Source organism: Paraburkholderia domus (assembly GCF_905220705.1).
GTDB lineage: Bacteria > Pseudomonadota > Gammaproteobacteria > Burkholderiales > Burkholderiaceae > Paraburkholderia > Paraburkholderia domus.
In genome coordinates this window covers 13,582-30,149 of the sequence record NZ_CAJNAT010000053.1, presented here as the reverse complement: position 1 = coordinate 30,149, position 16,568 = coordinate 13,582, and the positions used below count along the sequence as shown (strand labels likewise).

Annotated in this window: 15 protein-coding genes; 11 read left to right on the top strand and 4 right to left on the bottom strand. The window is 60.9% G+C overall.

Translation table 11 applies throughout. The features are described 5' to 3' along the window. On the top strand, positions 1-225 hold a 225-nt coding region (locus KHO31_RS37980; protein ID WP_211621376.1), incomplete at its 5' end, for a hypothetical protein. Positions 226-276: 51 nt separating this feature from the next. On the opposite strand, the gene KHO31_RS37975 is transcribed toward KHO31_RS37980, so the two are convergent. Together KHO31_RS37975 and KHO31_RS37970 are read right to left on the bottom strand one after the other, a co-directional pair. Further along, complete coding sequence (locus KHO31_RS37975) at positions 277-1,545, bottom strand: SGNH/GDSL hydrolase family protein (RefSeq protein WP_201084252.1); 1,269 nt, start codon at positions 1,543-1,545, stop codon at positions 277-279. A 323-nt stretch (positions 1,546-1,868) separates the two neighbouring features. Continuing rightward, the gene (locus tag KHO31_RS37970; RefSeq protein WP_201084251.1) at positions 1,869-3,491 is read right to left on the bottom strand and encodes an NAD(P)/FAD-dependent oxidoreductase; all 1,623 of its coding nucleotides are present in this window, start codon (positions 3,489-3,491) and stop codon (positions 1,869-1,871) included. Between the two features lie 216 nt (positions 3,492-3,707). Between KHO31_RS37970 and paaA the strand changes: the two genes are divergently transcribed. The 8 genes from paaA (at position 3,708) to KHO31_RS37930 (ending at position 10,007) form a co-directional block, all read left to right on the top strand. Next, positions 3,708-4,706 carry a 1,2-phenylacetyl-CoA epoxidase subunit PaaA gene (gene paaA, locus KHO31_RS37965; RefSeq protein ID WP_201084250.1) on the top strand — a complete coding sequence of 333 codons (999 nt, stop codon included), beginning with the start codon at positions 3,708-3,710 and terminating at the stop codon, positions 4,704-4,706. Positions 4,707-4,745: 39 nt separating this feature from the next. After that, a complete protein-coding gene (gene paaB / locus KHO31_RS37960; RefSeq protein ID WP_007179854.1) occupies positions 4,746-5,030 on the top strand; it encodes a 1,2-phenylacetyl-CoA epoxidase subunit PaaB in 285 nt (94 codons plus the stop codon). Positions 5,031-5,038: 8 nt separating this feature from the next. Then, positions 5,039-5,842: a 1,2-phenylacetyl-CoA epoxidase subunit PaaC gene (paaC, locus tag KHO31_RS37955; protein WP_201084249.1), complete on the top strand. Its 804-nt coding sequence runs from the start codon at positions 5,039-5,041 to the stop codon at positions 5,840-5,842. Positions 5,843-5,873: 31 nt separating this feature from the next. Then, positions 5,874-6,416, top strand: a complete 543-nt coding sequence (paaD, locus tag KHO31_RS37950; RefSeq protein ID WP_201084248.1) for a 1,2-phenylacetyl-CoA epoxidase subunit PaaD — start codon at positions 5,874-5,876, stop codon at positions 6,414-6,416. A 1-nt stretch (position 6,417) separates the two neighbouring features. Continuing rightward, positions 6,418-7,506 carry a 1,2-phenylacetyl-CoA epoxidase subunit PaaE gene (gene paaE / locus KHO31_RS37945; RefSeq protein WP_201084247.1) on the top strand — a complete coding sequence of 363 codons (1,089 nt, stop codon included), beginning with the start codon at positions 6,418-6,420 and terminating at the stop codon, positions 7,504-7,506. A gap of 154 nt (positions 7,507-7,660) precedes the next feature. Next, entirely contained in the window at positions 7,661-8,473 is an 813-nt protein-coding gene (locus tag KHO31_RS37940) for a DUF1835 domain-containing protein (protein WP_201084246.1), read from the top strand. Positions 8,474-8,487: 14 nt separating this feature from the next. After that, complete coding sequence (locus KHO31_RS37935; RefSeq protein ID WP_201084245.1) at positions 8,488-9,096, top strand: TetR/AcrR family transcriptional regulator; 609 nt, start codon at positions 8,488-8,490, stop codon at positions 9,094-9,096. Between the two features lie 242 nt (positions 9,097-9,338). After that, entirely contained in the window at positions 9,339-10,007 is a 669-nt protein-coding gene (locus KHO31_RS37930; RefSeq protein WP_201084244.1) for a GNAT family N-acetyltransferase, read from the top strand. A 78-nt stretch (positions 10,008-10,085) separates the two neighbouring features. Here the strand turns inward: KHO31_RS37930 and KHO31_RS37925 are convergent, their stop codons facing one another. Beyond that, positions 10,086-10,583, bottom strand: a complete 498-nt coding sequence (locus KHO31_RS37925; protein ID WP_211625945.1) for an Lrp/AsnC family transcriptional regulator — start codon at positions 10,581-10,583, stop codon at positions 10,086-10,088. 206 nt (positions 10,584-10,789) lie between these two features. On the opposite strand from KHO31_RS37925, the gene hppD reads away from it, so the two are divergent. Further along, entirely contained in the window at positions 10,790-11,887 is a 1,098-nt protein-coding gene (gene hppD, locus KHO31_RS37920) for a 4-hydroxyphenylpyruvate dioxygenase (protein ID WP_201084242.1), read from the top strand. Between the two features lie 145 nt (positions 11,888-12,032). On the opposite strand, the gene KHO31_RS37915 is transcribed toward hppD, so the two are convergent. After that, a complete protein-coding gene (locus tag KHO31_RS37915; RefSeq protein ID WP_201084241.1) occupies positions 12,033-12,233 on the bottom strand; it encodes a hypothetical protein in 201 nt (66 codons plus the stop codon). Positions 12,234-12,579: 346 nt separating this feature from the next. Here KHO31_RS37915 and KHO31_RS37910 point away from each other — a divergent pair, with 346 nt between their 5' ends. Further along, positions 12,580-16,179 (top strand): indolepyruvate ferredoxin oxidoreductase family protein, encoded by a 3,600-nt coding sequence (locus KHO31_RS37910; RefSeq protein ID WP_201084240.1) that lies wholly within the window; start codon positions 12,580-12,582, stop codon positions 16,177-16,179. Positions 16,180-16,568 lie beyond the last annotated feature (389 nt).

Genomic DNA, 16,568 nt, shown 5'->3' with positions numbered 1-16,568 from the left:
ATTTTTAAAGATCGATTACGCATTCACTACCGAACCAGCGCCCACTTCAACCACCCGGCACCGCTTCGTTCTGCGTCGCTGCATCAGCAGCAGAGAAACGAGATTATGAAGCATCTTTTTCGCTTCGTCAACAACATTTTTTCGCTTTCGCTTAAAACCTTGTTGACGCTACGGCCGCCTGTTTCTGCAGCGGCGCTCGTTCGCAAACGAGGAGGCGAATCTTAGGCGAACATCAGCCATATGACAAGTGTTTGACGAAAATCTTTTTTTGGCGACTCACTTCCGGGTTGAATTCACTAAGGCAACCACAGGAACCGCCTCGGCCATTGCGGTGTATCCGGCGTCGCTGGGATGGATATGGTCGCCACTGTCAAAGGCGCGTTGCAGGCGATTCGGTTGCGCCGGGTCGCGTAGTGCAGCGTCGAAATCTATAACGCCGTCGAAAGCGTGACTGGTTCGAATCCACTGGTTGACCGCAAGCCGGATAGTCTCCCGCGGCGCCGGCAGTGACGCCGGCGTCAACGTTGCGCCGAACACCTTCACGCCGCGGTGCCGAGCATCCGCAATCACCCGCTGGTAGCCGACAATCAGATCGACGGCCGTCACGGAGGTATGCGGGGCATCGCAGTCAAGGCCGCTACGAGTCGGCATCTCTGCAAAGTTGATGTCGTTGATTCCGATCAACAGAATCGCCGTCTTGACGCCTGGACGCTCCAGCACGTCCCGGTCGAAACGCCGGACGAGCGAATCGCCATAGCAGAGCGAGTCGCTCAGTAAGCGATTGCCGCTGATGCCAAGATTAACGATCGCCGTCGAGTGTTCGACGCTGCTGGCGAAGCGACGAGCCAGCGCGTCCGGCCAGCGCCGGTTCTGATTCAGACTGGAGCGCATGCCGTCGGTGATCGAGTCGCCGATCGCAGCTACGGCGGTCGACGACGGCGCATCCACCGACAAACCCGTCACCCACACATATTGTGTGAACCGGCCGCGAAACGAGTCAGCGGACGTGTCGGCAGCGTGATTCCCCGGTGCGGAAACGTAACTCAACTGATTCGAGACCCGATGCCACGCCACGATCCGCTGTTCCGGCCCCGTGAATGCGCTAATCGCGTAAGGCGCACCTTCGGCGATGTCGATAGCAATCGAGTCGCTATCCAACTCTGCGCCTGCCGGTACGCTCACCGAGCCCTTGCCGCCAAAAGTCACGCGCGTCTCGCCATTGCCAATCGCGGCCGCGCCGCCGGCCGAGCGCGCAATGCGCAGCTCTTCGATGACGAGCGCCGTCTTGCCGTACTCGTTGCTGAGATGGATTCGCGCGGATTTACCCGACAGCGTCGGATAAACGATCTGGCGGACCGTGCGCCCTGCTACTTCCGGGGCACGGTATAACGGCGGCAAGTCCGATCGTTGCGGGATGGGTTGCAACGCCGTCGCCCATGCGGTGACCCAGTGTGTCGGAGCGTCGGCGGCAGAAACAGTCGAGGAAACGGCAAATTGGCAAAGCAGCGCCGCGCCACATGCGGCAGCCAGGGTGCGAATGGTCATTCGGATGGTCAGTTCGAGGCGAAACGTGCATTGTGCCCGATCGCCATAGCCATAGCGGCCGACCGGGCGAACGCTAACGCCTGATCACACCCGCGCCTCATAGCAGGACTGCAACCACGAACGAGTCGTGAAAGCGGTATATGTATTCGGCGGCCCGAACGGACCGGACGTACTCGGCTCGCCCGACAGTGGAGCAAGCGCTAACCTCGCACGTCAGAGGCGATGTCTGCGAAGCATCCACTCGGCTGAGGACGCATAACGCCTCACGCAAATCCGGCCGTCCGCGCCACAGCCATTTGCCGAAAGCGCTGACAAATCGCCAATCAGACCGCCGCCGCCCCAGTCATCTTCAACGCAAGCGCCTCGGCCACTTCGATCCCGTCGATGGCCGCCGAGTAGATCCCGCCGGCATACCCCGCGCCCTCACCGGCCGGATACAAGCCCTCGACATTCATACTCTGATAGTCATCCCGACGCCGCACGCGAATCGGCGACGACGTTCTCGTCTCGACGCCTGTCAACACCGCGTCATGCATGGCAAAACCAGCAATCTTCTTGTCCATTTGCGGCAACGCTTCGCGGATCGCTTCGATCACGTAATCCGGCAGCGCCGTACTGAGATCGGTCGGATGCACGCCCGGTTTGTATGACGGCACCACCGAACCCAGCGACGTAGACGGCCGCCCGGCGATAAAGTCGCCAACCAGCTGGCCCGGAGCCATATAGTTGCCGCCGCCCAGTTCGAACGCCCGCTCTTCCCATTTGCGCTGGAAGGCGATGCCGGCGAGCGGACCGCCCGGATAATCGTCCGGCGTGATCCCGACGACAATCCCTGCGTTGGCATTGCGCTCGGCCCGTGAGTACTGGCTCATGCCATTGGTCACCACACGGCCCGGCTCGGACGTCGCCGCGACCACCGTGCCGCCGGGACACATACAAAAGCTATAAACGGCGCGCCCGTTGCTGGCGTGGTGCACCACCTTATAGTCGGCAGCACCCAGTTGCTTGTGGCCGGCGAACTTGCCGAACCGGCTGCGATCGATCAACCCTTGCGGATGTTCGATCCGGAAACCGAGCGAAAACGGCTTCGCTTCGAGATAGACGCCGCGGTCGCTCAGCATCTGAAAGGTATCGCGCGCGCTATGGCCGACCGCCAGCACCACATGGTCGCAGCGCAAATGCTCGCCCGTCGACAGCTTGAGCCCGCGCACCTTACCTTGCTCGATCTCTATATCTTCAACCCGCGTCTCAAAACGGACCTCGCCGCCCAGTTCGTGAATGGTCGCGCGCATCTTCTCGACCATGCTGACAAGGCGGAACGTGCCGATATGGGGCCGGCTCAGATAAAGAATGTCCTCCGGCGCACCCGCGCGGACGAATTCATCTAGCACCTTGCGGCCGTAGTGCTTCGGATCCTTGATCTGACTGTAAAGCTTGCCGTCCGAGAACGTGCCCGCGCCGCCTTCGCCGAACTGCACGTTCGATTCAGGATTGAGCACCGACTTACGCCACAGGCCGAAAGTATCTTTGGTTCGCTCGCGCACGGCCTTGCCGCGCTCGAGAATGATCGGACGAAAGCCCATTTGGGCAAGGATCAGCCCGGCAAACAGACCGCACGGCCCCATGCCGATCACGACAGGACGCGGAGCGGTCATTTCCGCCGGTGCCTTAGCGACAAACCGGTACGTCATGTCCGGCGTCACACCGCAATGCGGCACCTCGGCGAGCCGCTTGAGCGCGGCCGCTTCATCCTTCACCTCGACATCGACGATGTAAGTGAGCTTGATGTCGGCCCGCTTGCGCGCGTCGTGCGCGCGACGAAACACGGTGTATCGGATGAGCCCGTCCTCGCCCACGCCGAGTTCAGCGAGGCGCGCGCGGACGGCGGCTTCGAGAACGCTCTCGGGATGATCGAGTGGGAGTTTGATTTCGCTTAGACGTAACATGTGTACCGGGGGATGCATGAAGGCCGCAAATCGCGGCCAATTCGCAATTTTATAGGTTAAGTGTCGGCGCGGGGCAGCGGTGCTTGCGAAACGCCTCGGTGACGGACTCAAGGTTTACCTATCGAAAAATACCGTACATCTCAAAAAATCTATTAACCGACCGGTCGGTTGGCTTATACTGCGCAGACACAGACAACTTCCGCTGAGAGCGTCCCCATGTACACGCAATCCCTGGATATCCCCGGCAATGTCGCCCCGCTCGACGCGGCAGCGAGTTCGCCCGAGCAGGCGCAATTCGACGCGGTCATGGCCGCCGACGGCAAGATCGAGGCGCAGGACTGGATGCCTGACGCCTACCGCAAGACGCTGGTCCGACAAATCTCGCAGCACGCGCATTCTGAAATCGTCGGCATGCTGCCGGAAGGCAACTGGATCTCGCGCGCACCCAGCCTGAAGCGCAAGGCGATCCTGCTGGCCAAAGTGCAGGACGAAGCAGGCCACGGCCTCTATTTATATAGCTCGGCGGAAACGCTCGGCGTGTCGCGCGATCAGTTGATCGCTGCGTTGCACTCCGGCAAAGCCAAATATTCGAGCATCTTCAATTACCCGACGCCCACGTGGGCGGACGTCGGCGTGATCGGCTGGCTGGTGGACGGCGCGGCGATCATGAACCAGATTCCGCTGTGCCGCTGCACTTACGGCCCATACGCACGCGCAATGATCCGTATCTGCAAGGAAGAGTCGTTCCACCAGCGCCAAGGCTTCGACGCGCTGATGTCGATGATGAGCGGCACTGAAGCGCAACGCGAGTTGGTCCAGCAAGCCGTGAACCGCTGGTGGTGGCCCGTGCTGATGATGTTCGGCCCAAGCGATAAAGACTCGATCCACAGCAACCAGTCGTCGAAATGGGGCATCAAGCGCATCTCGAACGACGATCTGCGCCAGAAATTCGTCGACGCCACCGTCGACCAGGCCAAGGTACTGGGCGTCACGCTGCCGGACCCGGACCTGAAGTGGAACGAAGCGCGCGGCCACCACGACTACGGCGACATCGACTGGGAAGAATTCTGGCGCGTCGTGAACGGCGACGGCCCGTGCAACCGCGAACGTCTCGCGACCCGCGTGAAAGCCCACGACGAAGGCGCCTGGGTCCGTGAAGCCGCCCTCGCCCACGCCGAAAAGCAACGCCAGCGCGCACAACAGCAAGCTGCCTAACCGCGGCGACAAGCCAGACAAAGTATCAGGAGATCAGCGATGAACAAGGAATGGCCGATTTGGGAAGTCTTCGTGCGCAGCAAGCAGGGACTCGACCATAAACACTGCGGCAGCCTGCATGCCGCCGATGCGCCGATGGCGCTGCGCATGGCGCGCGACGTCTACACGCGCCGCCAGGAAGGCGTGAGCATCTGGGTGGTGCCGTCGTCGGCGATCACGGCGTCCGCGCCGGAAGACAAGGCGGAGCTGTTCGAACCGGCTGGCGACAAGATTTACCGCCACCCGACGTTCTACACGCTCCCCGACGAAGTCAACCACATGTAAGCGCGGCCATGACCATCACGCCCCAACATCTGCAGTACGTGCTGCGCCTCGCGGACACCGCGCTGATCCTCGGTCAGCGCAATGCCGAGTGGTGCGGTCACGGCCCGATCCTCGAAGAGGACATCGCACTGTCGAACATGAGTCTGGATCTGATCGGGCAGGCGCGTCTGTTGTACACACACGCCGCCTCGCTGGAACAGCAACTCACCGGCAAAAGCCGCACGGAAGACGACTACGCGTACTTCCGCGCTGAACGCGAGTTCGCCAATTACACGCTAGCCGAATTGCCACACTACGGCCCGCTCGCCGGCACGGCGCAAGCAGAGAAGGACTACGCGGTCACCATCGCGCGCAATTTCCTGTACTCGACGCTGATGGCGCATCTGTGGACGGCCCTCACTACGTCGAAGGATGAGCAGCTTGCAGCGATCGCCTCGAAGTCGATCAAGGAAACCAGCTATCACGTGCACCACGCGAGCGAATGGCTGATCCGTTTCGGCGACGGCACGGACGAATCGCATCGGCGCGCACAAGCCGCAATCGACTATCTGCTGCCGTACACGCGCGAGTTCTTCAGCGCGGACGCGGTGGAGGAGACCATCGCCGCGGCCGGCATCGGCCCACTGACGTCGGATCTCGAGGCAGCCTGGCTCGAAGACGTACAGGCCACGCTCGACAAAGCCACGCTCAAGCTCCCCGAAGCGGTCAAGCACATCACGACTGGCAAGCACGGCGAGCACTCAGAGCACATGGGCTTCGTGCTGGCCGAAATGCAAAGCCTCGCGCGCCAGCATCCCGGCGCCACGTGGTAAGCGCTCAACCGGAACCCAACGGAACTTCACGATGACGACCTCGACTGCGATGTCCACCGCCGACGCCATGCTCGAACGTGCATGGGCCGTGCTCGAATCGGTGCCAGATCCGGAGATTCCGGTGGTGTCGATTCGCGAACTCGGCATTCTGCGCGACGTGCGACGCGCCGCCGACGGCACGCTCGAAGTCGTGATCACGCCGACCTATTCCGGTTGCCCGGCGATGTCGCAGATCGCCGAAGACGTCGCCCACGCGCTCGATGTCGCTGAGTTGAAGCCGTATCGGATCGCCACGGTCCTCGCGCCAGCCTGGACCACCGACTGGATGACCGCCAACGCGCGCGAGAAGCTACGCGCCTACGGAATCGCGCCGCCTACGGGCAATTGCGGTTCCGCCGTGGCATCACAGGAAAAAGTGCTGCGCTTCATGCCGCGTGCGCTGCCGGCGCCGTCCTGTCCGCGTTGCGGCTCGGCGCATACCGAGCGTCTCGCGCAATTTGGCTCGACGGCCTGCAAGGCCTTGTACCGCTGTCTCGACTGCCGCGAACCCTTCGACTACTTCAAACCATACTGATATGGCTACCCCGCAATTTCATCCGCTGCGTATCCGCGAAGTGCGGCCCGAAACCGCCGATTCGGTTTCGGTCGCCTTCGAAGTCCCTGTCGAACTGCGCGATCACTATCGCTTCACGCAGGGCCAGTTCGTCACGCTGAAAACGCACATCGACGGTGAGGAAACGCGCCGTTCGTATTCGATCTGCGTCGGCGTCACCGATTACGATCGCGACGGCGAACTGCGCATCGGCATCAAGCGCGTGCGCGGCGGGCGTTTCTCGAACTTCGCGTTCGACACGCTGCAACCCGGCCACACCATCGACGTGATGACACCGGACGGCCGCTTCTTCACCCATCTCAACGCCGACCAGGGGCAGCAGTACATCGCGTTTTCCGGTGGCTCGGGCATCACACCGGTGCTCGCCATCATCAAGACGACGCTCGAAGTCGAGCCGCGCAGCACCTTCACACTGGTGTACGGCAATCGTAGCGTCGATCAGATCATGTTCGCGGAAGAGCTCGAAGACCTGAAGAACCGCTTCATGAACCGCTTCGTGCTCTATCACGTGCTGTCAGACGACCTGCAGGACGTCGAGTTGTTCAACGGCGTGCTCGACCAGCAGAAGTGCGCGGCCTTCATCGAAAATCTCCTGCCGGCAGATGCAATCGACGAAGCCTTCATCTGCGGCCCCGCGCCGATGATGGATGCCGCGGAGGCGGCGCTGAAAGCCGCGGGCGTGCCTTCGGCAAAAGTGCATGTGGAGCGCTTCGGTTCGCCGCTGCCGCAAGCGGGCGTGCCGCCGGTCGACATCACCGACGACACCCCGGCCGCCGACCTCGAAATCGTCCTCGACGGGAAAAGGCGCAAGCTGCGCCTGCCGTATCAGGGCGTGAGCGTGCTCGACGTCGGCTTGCGTGCCGGCCTCGCGCTGCCGTATGCATGCAAGGGCGGCGTCTGCTGCACCTGCCGCGCGAAGGTGCTCGAAGGCGAGGTGAAAATGGAAAAGAACTACACATTGGAAGAACACGAAATCCGCGACGGTTTCGTGCTGACCTGCCAATGCCATCCGATCAGCGATCGCGTGGTGGTGAGTTACGACGAGCGTTGAACCGAACGTGGCGGGTGGCCATGCGACGCCCGCAACGCTTTCAGCAGGTCCGCGATCCGCTTACACTAGGGGCCGCTCGCGATCGGACATCTGTCCTGGTCGATGAGCGGCCCCTTTTGTCATTTGCGTTTTTTGCCAGCCGAAGCCACTGCCGATGAGCACCATCCACCTCACCAACGGCGATGTCGCCGCCGAGTCACTGCGCGCCGCGTTAGCCGAAGCGGGCCGCGATGATCGCGTGCATGCTCTGCGCGACGATCTGGCGGTCGGTCCGCTGCGCGGTATCGACGACGGGCCCGACGTACGAGCAGAGTTCTGGGACCGTGTCAGCGCTGACACTAGGCGCGATTATCTTCGGGAATTCCGTGAGCAGGCGGCAGCGCTGGAGAACATCGCGCGCGGCGACGCGAACCTCGTGGTCTGGCACGGCGAAAGCGCGGCCGATCAACTTATGCTGCGCCGAGTCTGCTACCACCTGCGCAACAACCCGCAGCGGCTGAACGAAATGCGTCTATCGATTCGCGACCTCACCGATCCGGGCGCGTGGGCGCACAGCCGCAAAGATCGCGCGACATCAGTCGGCATGTTCGCGCCGGCCGTACTGCAAGGGCGTCTGTCGGACGCAGCGCCGATTTCGGTTCTGCGCATTAGCCGGCTCGCGCTCGAATGGCAGGAAGCCAAACACGCGAACGGCGAGACGCGGCGCTGGCGCGACAACACTTTCACGAGCGGCAGCTTCGCCGATCTGGACGCGCTGATTCTCGAGCATGTCACCGGCGACTGGCAGCCTGCCGCACATGTTGCCGCCGCATTGATGGCCGCCGAGCTCGGATATCTGGTGAGTGACACCATCGTGCTGTGGCGCTTCCGCGAACTGGCCGCGACCCGCCGCATCAAGCTACGCGGTGACACGAGCGCATGGCGCACGCTGGAGTTGTGTGCCGCGCTTGCCCCCTGTCCACACTAAAAAAATAGACGACTATGGCCCGCACCCGAGCCCCCGACCACGAAACCCAGCGCGATCAGATCCTCGAACTCGCCGCGGCGAAATTTGCCCAGACCAGCTACCCGAGCACCTCGATGGCCGACCTCGCCGCCGCGAGCGGCACCTCGAAAGCGCGCCTGTACCACTACTACGCGAGCAAGGAAGCGATCCTCTTCGATCTGCTGGATCGCTACACCAAGCGGCTGATGCTGATCATCGCCGAGGTAGAAGGTGCGAGCCAACGCCGCGGACTGACGGAGCGGGAAACCTTCGCGGAACTGATCCGCGCGTTTCTGTCCGAGTACGAGACGTCGCACAGCCGCCACGTCGCGCTCCTCAACGACGTGAAGTATCTGGTCGACACCCAGCGCGAGGTCATCCTGAACCGCCAGCGCGATGTGGTCGCCGCGTTTGCGCGGCAGCTGGCGCGAGCCTATCCGGAACGCGCCACGCGCGAAAACCAGACGGCCCTCACGATGATGGTGTTCGGCATGATCAACTGGACGTTCACCTGGCTCAAGCCGGACGGCCGGATGGGCTACCGGGAATTTGCTGAACAAGTGGTCAATATGGTGGACCACGGATTGAGCTCCGCCGAGAGCTGATTGCGCACGGCAGCATTGTTCAGAAGCAATAGTTGCCGCGAGTTGCCCAGACGCGACATCTTGTCACGAACGCTCGTTCAATTTATTTTTCGTTAATAATCAATACACTAAAAATAGGGCGCTAACTTTTTAGGCATTCCCTTCAATTTTAGATACGGGTTTTCCCTAGTGATAAGTCAGGGTTTCCGCTAAAATCGTTTTTGCGGTGCACCATGCCGCTCGATTAAAAGGAGAACCTGACCATGAACTTGATTACACCCCGCGCCGCTGAGCCGATCGTCGCGCACGATCGCCTGTTGCAGCCAGCCGGTCGTGCGCCTGCTCTGGTCCGCGAGCTCACCGCCATTGATCGCGAACGGCTGCTGACCCACTTCCTCTCGCTCGACGAAGACGACCGCCTTCTGCGCTTCGGCCAGATCGTGCCGAACCACGTCATTGAAAACTACGTCCGCGCGATCGATTTCACCCGCGACACGGTCTTCGGCGTGTTCGATAGCCAGTTGCAACTCACCGGCGTCGGCCATCTGGCGTATCTTCCGGCCGAAGGCGACAAGCGCACCGCCGAGTTTGGCGTATCGGTGCTGGAAAGCGTCCGCGGGCAAGGAATTGGCTCGAAGCTCTTCGAGCGCGCGGCCATCCGCAGCCGTAATACGCATGTCACTACGCTTTACATGCACTGCCTGTCGCGCAATTCGACCATGATGCACATCGCGAAGAAGGCAGGTATGAAGATCGAATACGCATACGGCGAAGCAGACGCCTATCTGACGTTGTCGCCAGCGGATCAATCGAGCATCATCGCTGAAATGCTGCAGGAGCAAGCTGCGGTGTTCGACTACGCAATCAAACGCCAGGCACGCCAGGCGTCGAAATTGTTCGAATCGTTCATGCCAACAGCTAAGGCAGCCTAAGCAGGCTGCGCTTCAGCGAAAAAAGGGCGGCCTTGTGGCTGCCCTTTTTTTGTCTGTCGATTGACCTTGACGCGGCGCTCACAAAATCGGCAACGCAGTCGTCTCTTTGAACTTCTCGAGCGAAAAGCTCGTCTTCACGTCGATTACAGATGGATGGTGCAGCAACTGCTCCTGCACGAAACGTGAAAAGTGCGCCATATCCTCGACCTGCACACGCAACAGGTAATCCATGTCGCCCGTCATCGCGTGACATGCAACCACTTCCGGCCACGTCTGCACCGCTGCGCGGAACAGATCAGCATGCGTGGCGTCGCCGCGCGGGCTGAGCGCCGGACGGCTGCGCTTTTCCAGCCGCACATTCACGTAGGCCAGCAGATCGAGCCCAAGCTTTTGCGCATCGAGTAACGCGACATAGCCGCGAATCACCCCGCTCTCTTCCAACCGACGGATGCGCCGCAGGCAGGGACTCGGCGACAGGTTGACGCGCTCGGCGATCTCCTGGTTCGACAGCCTGCCATTCTCCTGAAGGATCGCCAGAATGCGTCTGTCGATGGCGTCTATCTCTATATTGGCCATTTTCTGCCGTCCATGCAAAAAATTGAGCTAGAAAATAGTGCAAGCGTATCGGTACGCGATTAAGTTCGCAAGTTTTCACCGTCAACCGGCCTTTACACTTGCGTCATTGAGTCACGCCACCTTGCAACTTCGCGGCGGCGTTTTGCTTTGCATGGGACCGGACCAAGCGCTAAAGCGCTAATTCCGGTCGACAACGGAGACAGACAATGCAGGTTTCAACTTGGGAAAACCCGGTCGGCACCGACGGCTTCGAATTCATCGAATACACCGCACCGGATCCAAAGGCGCTCGGCAAGCTCTTCGAGCAGATGGGCTTCACCGCGGTCGCCCGGCACCGGCACAAAGACGTGACGCTGTATCGCCAGGGTGAAATCAACTTCATCGTCAACGGGGAACAGCATTCGTTCGCGCAACGTTTCACGCGCCTGCATGGCCCGTCGATCTGCGCGATCGCGTTCCGTGTACAAGACGCAGCGAAGGCTTACCAGCAGGCCCTGGAAAAAGGCGCCTGGGGCTTCGACAACAAGACCGGCCCGATGGAACTGAACATCCCGGCGATCAAGGGTATCGGCGATTCACTGATCTATTTCGTCGACCGCTGGCGCGGCAAGAACGGCGCTGAGCCGGGCACCATCGGCAACATCGATATTTACGACGTCGACTTCGAGCCGATTCCTGGCGCGAATCCGAACCCGGTCGGCCACGGCCTGACCTACATCGATCACCTGACGCATAACGTCCATCGCGGCCGCATGCAGGAATGGGCGGAGTTTTACGAGCGCCTGTTCAATTTCCGGGAAGTGCGCTACTTCGACATCGAGGGCAAGGTGACCGGCGTGAAGTCGAAGGCGATGACCTCGCCGTGCGGCAAGATCCGCATTCCGATCAATGAGGAAGGCTCGGACGTGGCCGGTCAGATCCAGGAGTATCTGGATCAGTACCACGGCGAAGGTATCCAGCACATCGCGCTGGGCAGCAACGACATCTACCGCACGGTGGACGGGTTGCGCGCGGCGAACATCTCGCTGCTCGATACGATCGATACGTACTATGAACTGGTCGATCGCCGCGTGCCGAACCACGGCGAGCCGCTCGACGAATTGCGTAAGCGCAAGATCCTGATCGACGGCGCACCCGACGACTTGCTGCTACAGATCTTCACCGAAAACCAGATTGGACCCATCTTCTTCGAGATCATCCAGCGCAAGGGCAACCAGGGTTTCGGCGAAGGCAACTTCAAGGCGCTGTTCGAATCGATCGAACTGGATCAGATTCGCCGCGGCGTGGTTCAAGACAAGACCTAACGACTAAGGGCTAACGGTCCAAGCGGAATCTGGGAGATATAAAAAAGGGCGAGGATCTTGCGATCCTCGCCCTTCGTCGTTTATGCCGTTCTCCGAAGCCCGGACAACGGCTGATTGTCAACCGACGCGCCGCATCAGCGTCGCATCACGAATTCTGGTCTTCCTCGCCGGCTTTCGTGGATCGTGCAACGCGCTCCACCGCAATGCGCGCAGGCGCGACCTGCGCCGTGCTGGTGATTGCGTTCGACAGCGTCCCTGCGCTGCTCGAGTTCGAGCGCACCGGTGCGCTCATAGCGAAGAATGCGGCCGAAACCATCAGGAAGGTCTGGATGTTTCTAGTGTTCATGCGTACTCCTTTTCTAACTGCCCTGCTGTCCTGAAGCTCCGCCGAATGCAGAGCGTTGGCAGACATTGCTCGCAGGTGGGGTATTAGACAGACATTTCAACTGCGGTTCCGCAGATTTGTAGTTTTTACAGCTTGTTACAGTGGCGTCGCAACGCTGGAAGTCATCGCGTGCATCTCAACGAAGTCACGCTGCAATGCCGCATTTCTGCCGTGCTGCGGCGGGTTTTTACCAGTGCTACCATCACTTAAAACCCGTCAATATGGCGACCCCGGCCCCAAGCATTCACAAGATGCCGCGGCCCAAAAAAGTTTTGGTGATCCCAAACTGGGTGGAGGAGTACACATAATGAATGCCCCGCTAGACGCCGATCAGCGAGCCTCGCTCGAAGCCGCGCTATCTTCCGTCACGCTCGACGACAAATACACCCTCGAACGCGGCCGCGCGTACATGAGCGGCATCCAGGCGCTAGTGCGTCTGCCGATGCTGCAGCAGGAACGCGACCAGGCCGCCGGGCTCAACACCGCCGGTTTCATCTCCGGTTACCGTGGATCGCCGCTCGGCGGACTCGACCAATCCTTGTGGAAGGCGAAACAGCATCTCGCCGCACATCGCGTCGTGTTCCAGCCCGGTGTCAACGAAGACCTCGCAGCAACCGCCGTGTGGGGTTCACAGCAGGTCAATCTGTACCCAAGCGCCAAGTACGATGGCGTGTTCTCGATGTGGTACGGCAAGGGCCCGGGCGTCGACCGTTCCAGTGACGTCTTCAAGCACGGCAATTCGGCCGGCTCGGCACAACACGGCGGCGTTCTGGTGCTCGCCGGCGACGACCACGCCGCCAAATCCTCGACGCTCGCGCATCAGTCGGAACACATCTTCAAGGCATGTGGTCTGCCGGTGCTGTTTCCATCGAACGTGCAGGAATATCTGGATTTCGGTCTGCACGGCTGGGCGATGAGCCGCTATTCCGGCCTCTGGGTGGCGATGAAGTGCGTGACAGACGTGGTCGAATCGTCGGCCTCGATCGATATCGATCCGCACCGCACGAAAATCATTCTGCCGGACGACTTCGCGATGCCGGAAGGCGGGCTGAACATCCGCTGGCCGGATCCGCCGCTCGTGCAGGAAGCGCGTCTACTCGACTACAAGTGGTACGCGGCACTCGCCTACGTTCGCGCGAACAAACTGGATCGCGTTGAAATCGATTCGCCGCATGCGCGCTTCGGCATCATGACTGGCGGCAAAGCGTATCTCGACGTGCGTCAGGCGCTGACCGATCTCGGTCTCGACGACGAAACCTGCTCGCGCATCGGCATCCGTCTGTACAAGGTCGGCTGTGTATGGCCGCTCGAGGCGCAAGGTGCGCAAGCCTTCGCACGCGGTCTCGAGGAAATTCTGGTGGTTGAAGAAAAGCGCCAGATTCTCGAATACGCGATCAAGGAAGAACTGTACAACTGGCCCGATGCACAGCGTCCGCGCGTATTCGGCAAATTCGACGAAAAGGACGGCGCGGGCGGCGAATGGTCAGTGCCCATGGGCAACTGGCTACTGCCGGCGCACTACGAACTCTCGCCAGCGATCATCGCCAAGGCGATTGCCACGCGGCTCGACAAATTCGATCTGCCGTCCGACGTGCGTGCGCGCATTGCGACACGCATCGCGGTAATCGAAGCGAAGGAAAAAGCCTTGGCGCGTCCGCGCGTCGAAGCCGAGCGCAAGCCGTGGTTCTGCTCGGGCTGCCCGCACAACACGTCGACGAACGTGCCGGAAGGTTCGCGCGCGATGGCCGGCATCGGCTGCCACTATATGACCGTGTGGATGGACCGCAGCACCAGCACCTTCAGCCAGATGGGCGGCGAAGGCGTTGCGTGGATCGGCCAGGCGCCGTTCACCAACGACAAGCACGTGTTCGCCAACCTCGGCGACGGCACCTACTTCCACTCGGGCCTGCTTGCGATTCGCGCGGCAATCGCGTCGAAGGCGAACATCACCTACAAGATTCTCTATAACGACGCGGTCGCGATGACGGGCGGCCAGCCGGTCGACGGCGTGCTGACCGTGCCGCAGATCACGCACCAACTCGCCGCCGAAGGCGCGACGAAGATCGTGATCGTCACCGACGAACCTGAGAAATACGCCGCGAACGTCGGTCTCGCGCCCGGCATCGACATTCACCATCGCGACAAGCTCGACGAAGTTCAGCGTCAGCTTCGCGAGATTGCCGGCACCACCATCCTGATCTATGACCAGACCTGCGCGACCGAGAAGCGTCGCCGCAGGAAACGCGGTACGTATCCGGATCCGGCGCGCCGTGTCGTGATCAACGAAGCCGTGTGCGAAGGTTGTGGCGATTGCTCGGTGAAGTCGAATTGCCTGTCCGTCGAGCCGCTCGATACCGAGTACGGCACCAAGCGCCAGATCAATCAGTCCACTTGCAACAAGGATTTCTCGTGCGTGAACGGGTTCTGTCCGAGCTTCGTATCCGTCGAAGGGGGGCAGTTGCGCAAGCCGAAGGCGGCTTCGGGTATCGTCGGTGACGCGATGCCGCCGTTGCCGGAACCTGAGTTGCCGTCGATCGCGCGTCCTTATGGGGTGCTGGTGACGGGCGTCGGCGGCACGGGCGTCGTGACGATCGGCGCATTGCTCGGGATGGCCGCGCATCTGGAAAACAAGGGCGTCACAGTACTCGACGTCACCGGCCTCGCGCAAAAGGGCGGCGCCGTGATGAGCCACGTGCAGATCGCCCAGAATCCGGGTGACATCCACGCGACCCGCATCGCAATGGGCGAAGCTAGTCTCGTGATCGGCTGCGACGCGATCGTCACCGCCAGCGACGAATGCGTCTCGCGCATGCAGGTGGGCCGCACACGCGTCGTGCTTAATAGTGCGCACACGCCGACCGCCGAACTCATCAAGAATCCGAACTGGCGCTTCCCCGGCAGCAGCACCGAAGCGGACGTGCGTGCCGGGGCGGGTGACGACAGCGTCGATATGGTCGACGCGAATCACTTCGCCGTCGCGCTGCTCGGCGATGCGATCTACACGAATCCGTTCGTGCTCGGCTACGCATGGCAACGAGGCTGGGTACCGCTGACCTATCAATCGCTGATGCGCGCGATCGAGCTGAACAACGTCCAGATCGAAAAGAACCGCGCAGCATTCGAATGGGGCCGCCGCGCTGCGCATGATCTGGCTGCGGTGCGCAAGCTCGCGCAGTCACAAGGACGCGGTGCCGCAGCGGAAACGGCGAGCAGCAAGATCATCTCGCTGCACACGCCGAAGGCGCTCGACGCGCTGATCGACAAGCGCGCCGACTACCTTGCAGCATGGCAGAACACTGCATACGCCGACCGTTATCGCGCGCTGGTGTCGCAAGTGCGCGTGGCGGAATCGGCGCTCGATTCAGTCGACGGCCAGTTGCCGTTGACCGAAGCAGTCGCAAGGAATCTGCACAAGCTGATGGCCTACAAGGACGAGTATGAAGTTGCACGACTCTACAGCGACCCCGCGTTCATCGAAAAACTGAAGGCGAATTTTGAAGGCGACTGGAAGCTGCACATCCACCTCGCGCCGCCGACGTTTTCGAAGAAAGACGCACAAGGTCATCTGGTGAAGAAGAAGTACGGACCTTGGGTGTTCAGCGCCATGCACGTGCTCGCAAAACTCAAGTTCCTGCGCGGGACCGCGCTCGACGTGTTCGGCAAGACGGAGGAGCGACGCACTGAGCGTGCGCTGATCGTGGAGTACGAGGCACTGGTGCGCGAACTGATCGGCGGCCTGACCGCGCAGAAGCGTGAACTGGCGGTCGAATTGGCGAATCTGCCGGACGGCATCCGCGGCTACGGGCACGTGAAGGAAAATAATCTGAAGGGTGTGCGGGTCAAGTGGAACGACTTGCTGACGCGCTGGCGCTCGCCCGAAACGGGAAAGGCGCAGCACGCCGCATGATCTTGCCGGCTTGATCGGCTAGCATTGGCCGGAAATGGAAAAGGCGGCTGTCCTCGCGGACAGTCGCCTTTTTTTTGCCTGTTTCGACACGTGATGCGTGTGTACAAGAACAAGCGGTACTGCTCCTTCCAACAACACAACAACAACCGACCAAAAACAAACAACTACCAAACAACAACTACAACTACGAACTACTACTTCTATTACCGACTGCTACTTCAACTATCAACTACTACTTCAACTGCCGACTGCTACTTCAACCACCAACTGCTACTTCAACCACCAACTACTACTTCAACCACCAACTACTACTTCAACCACCAACTGCTACTTCAACCACCGACTGCTACTTCAACCACCGACTGCTACTTCAACCACCAACTGCTACT

Bases quoted from the DNA above. Each gene is read 5' to 3' on its own strand.
- paaC (WP_201084249.1), top strand. From the start codon at position 5,039: ATGACCATCACGCCCCAACATCTGCAGTACGTGCTGCGCCTCGCGGAC.
- KHO31_RS37915 (WP_201084241.1), bottom strand. From the start codon at position 12,233: ATGAACACTAGAAACATCCAGACCTTCCTGATGGTTTCGGCCGCATTC.
- KHO31_RS37935 (WP_201084245.1), top strand. From the start codon at position 8,488: ATGGCCCGCACCCGAGCCCCCGACCACGAAACCCAGCGCGATCAGATC.
- KHO31_RS37910 (WP_201084240.1), top strand. From the start codon at position 12,580: ATGAATGCCCCGCTAGACGCCGATCAGCGAGCCTCGCTCGAAGCCGCG.
- KHO31_RS37970 (WP_201084251.1), bottom strand. From the start codon at position 3,491: ATGTTACGTCTAAGCGAAATCAAACTCCCACTCGATCATCCCGAGAGC.
- KHO31_RS37975 (WP_201084252.1), bottom strand. From the start codon at position 1,545: ATGACCATTCGCACCCTGGCTGCCGCATGTGGCGCGGCGCTGCTTTGC.
- paaD (WP_201084248.1), top strand. From the start codon at position 5,874: ATGACGACCTCGACTGCGATGTCCACCGCCGACGCCATGCTCGAACGT.
- paaB (WP_007179854.1), top strand. From the start codon at position 4,746: ATGAACAAGGAATGGCCGATTTGGGAAGTCTTCGTGCGCAGCAAGCAG.
- KHO31_RS37925 (WP_211625945.1), bottom strand. From the start codon at position 10,583: ATGGCCAATATAGAGATAGACGCCATCGACAGACGCATTCTGGCGATC.
- paaE (WP_201084247.1), top strand. From the start codon at position 6,418: ATGGCTACCCCGCAATTTCATCCGCTGCGTATCCGCGAAGTGCGGCCC.
- paaA (WP_201084250.1), top strand. From the start codon at position 3,708: ATGTACACGCAATCCCTGGATATCCCCGGCAATGTCGCCCCGCTCGAC.
- KHO31_RS37940 (WP_201084246.1), top strand. From the start codon at position 7,661: ATGAGCACCATCCACCTCACCAACGGCGATGTCGCCGCCGAGTCACTG.
- hppD (WP_201084242.1), top strand. From the start codon at position 10,790: ATGCAGGTTTCAACTTGGGAAAACCCGGTCGGCACCGACGGCTTCGAA.
- KHO31_RS37930 (WP_201084244.1), top strand. From the start codon at position 9,339: ATGAACTTGATTACACCCCGCGCCGCTGAGCCGATCGTCGCGCACGAT.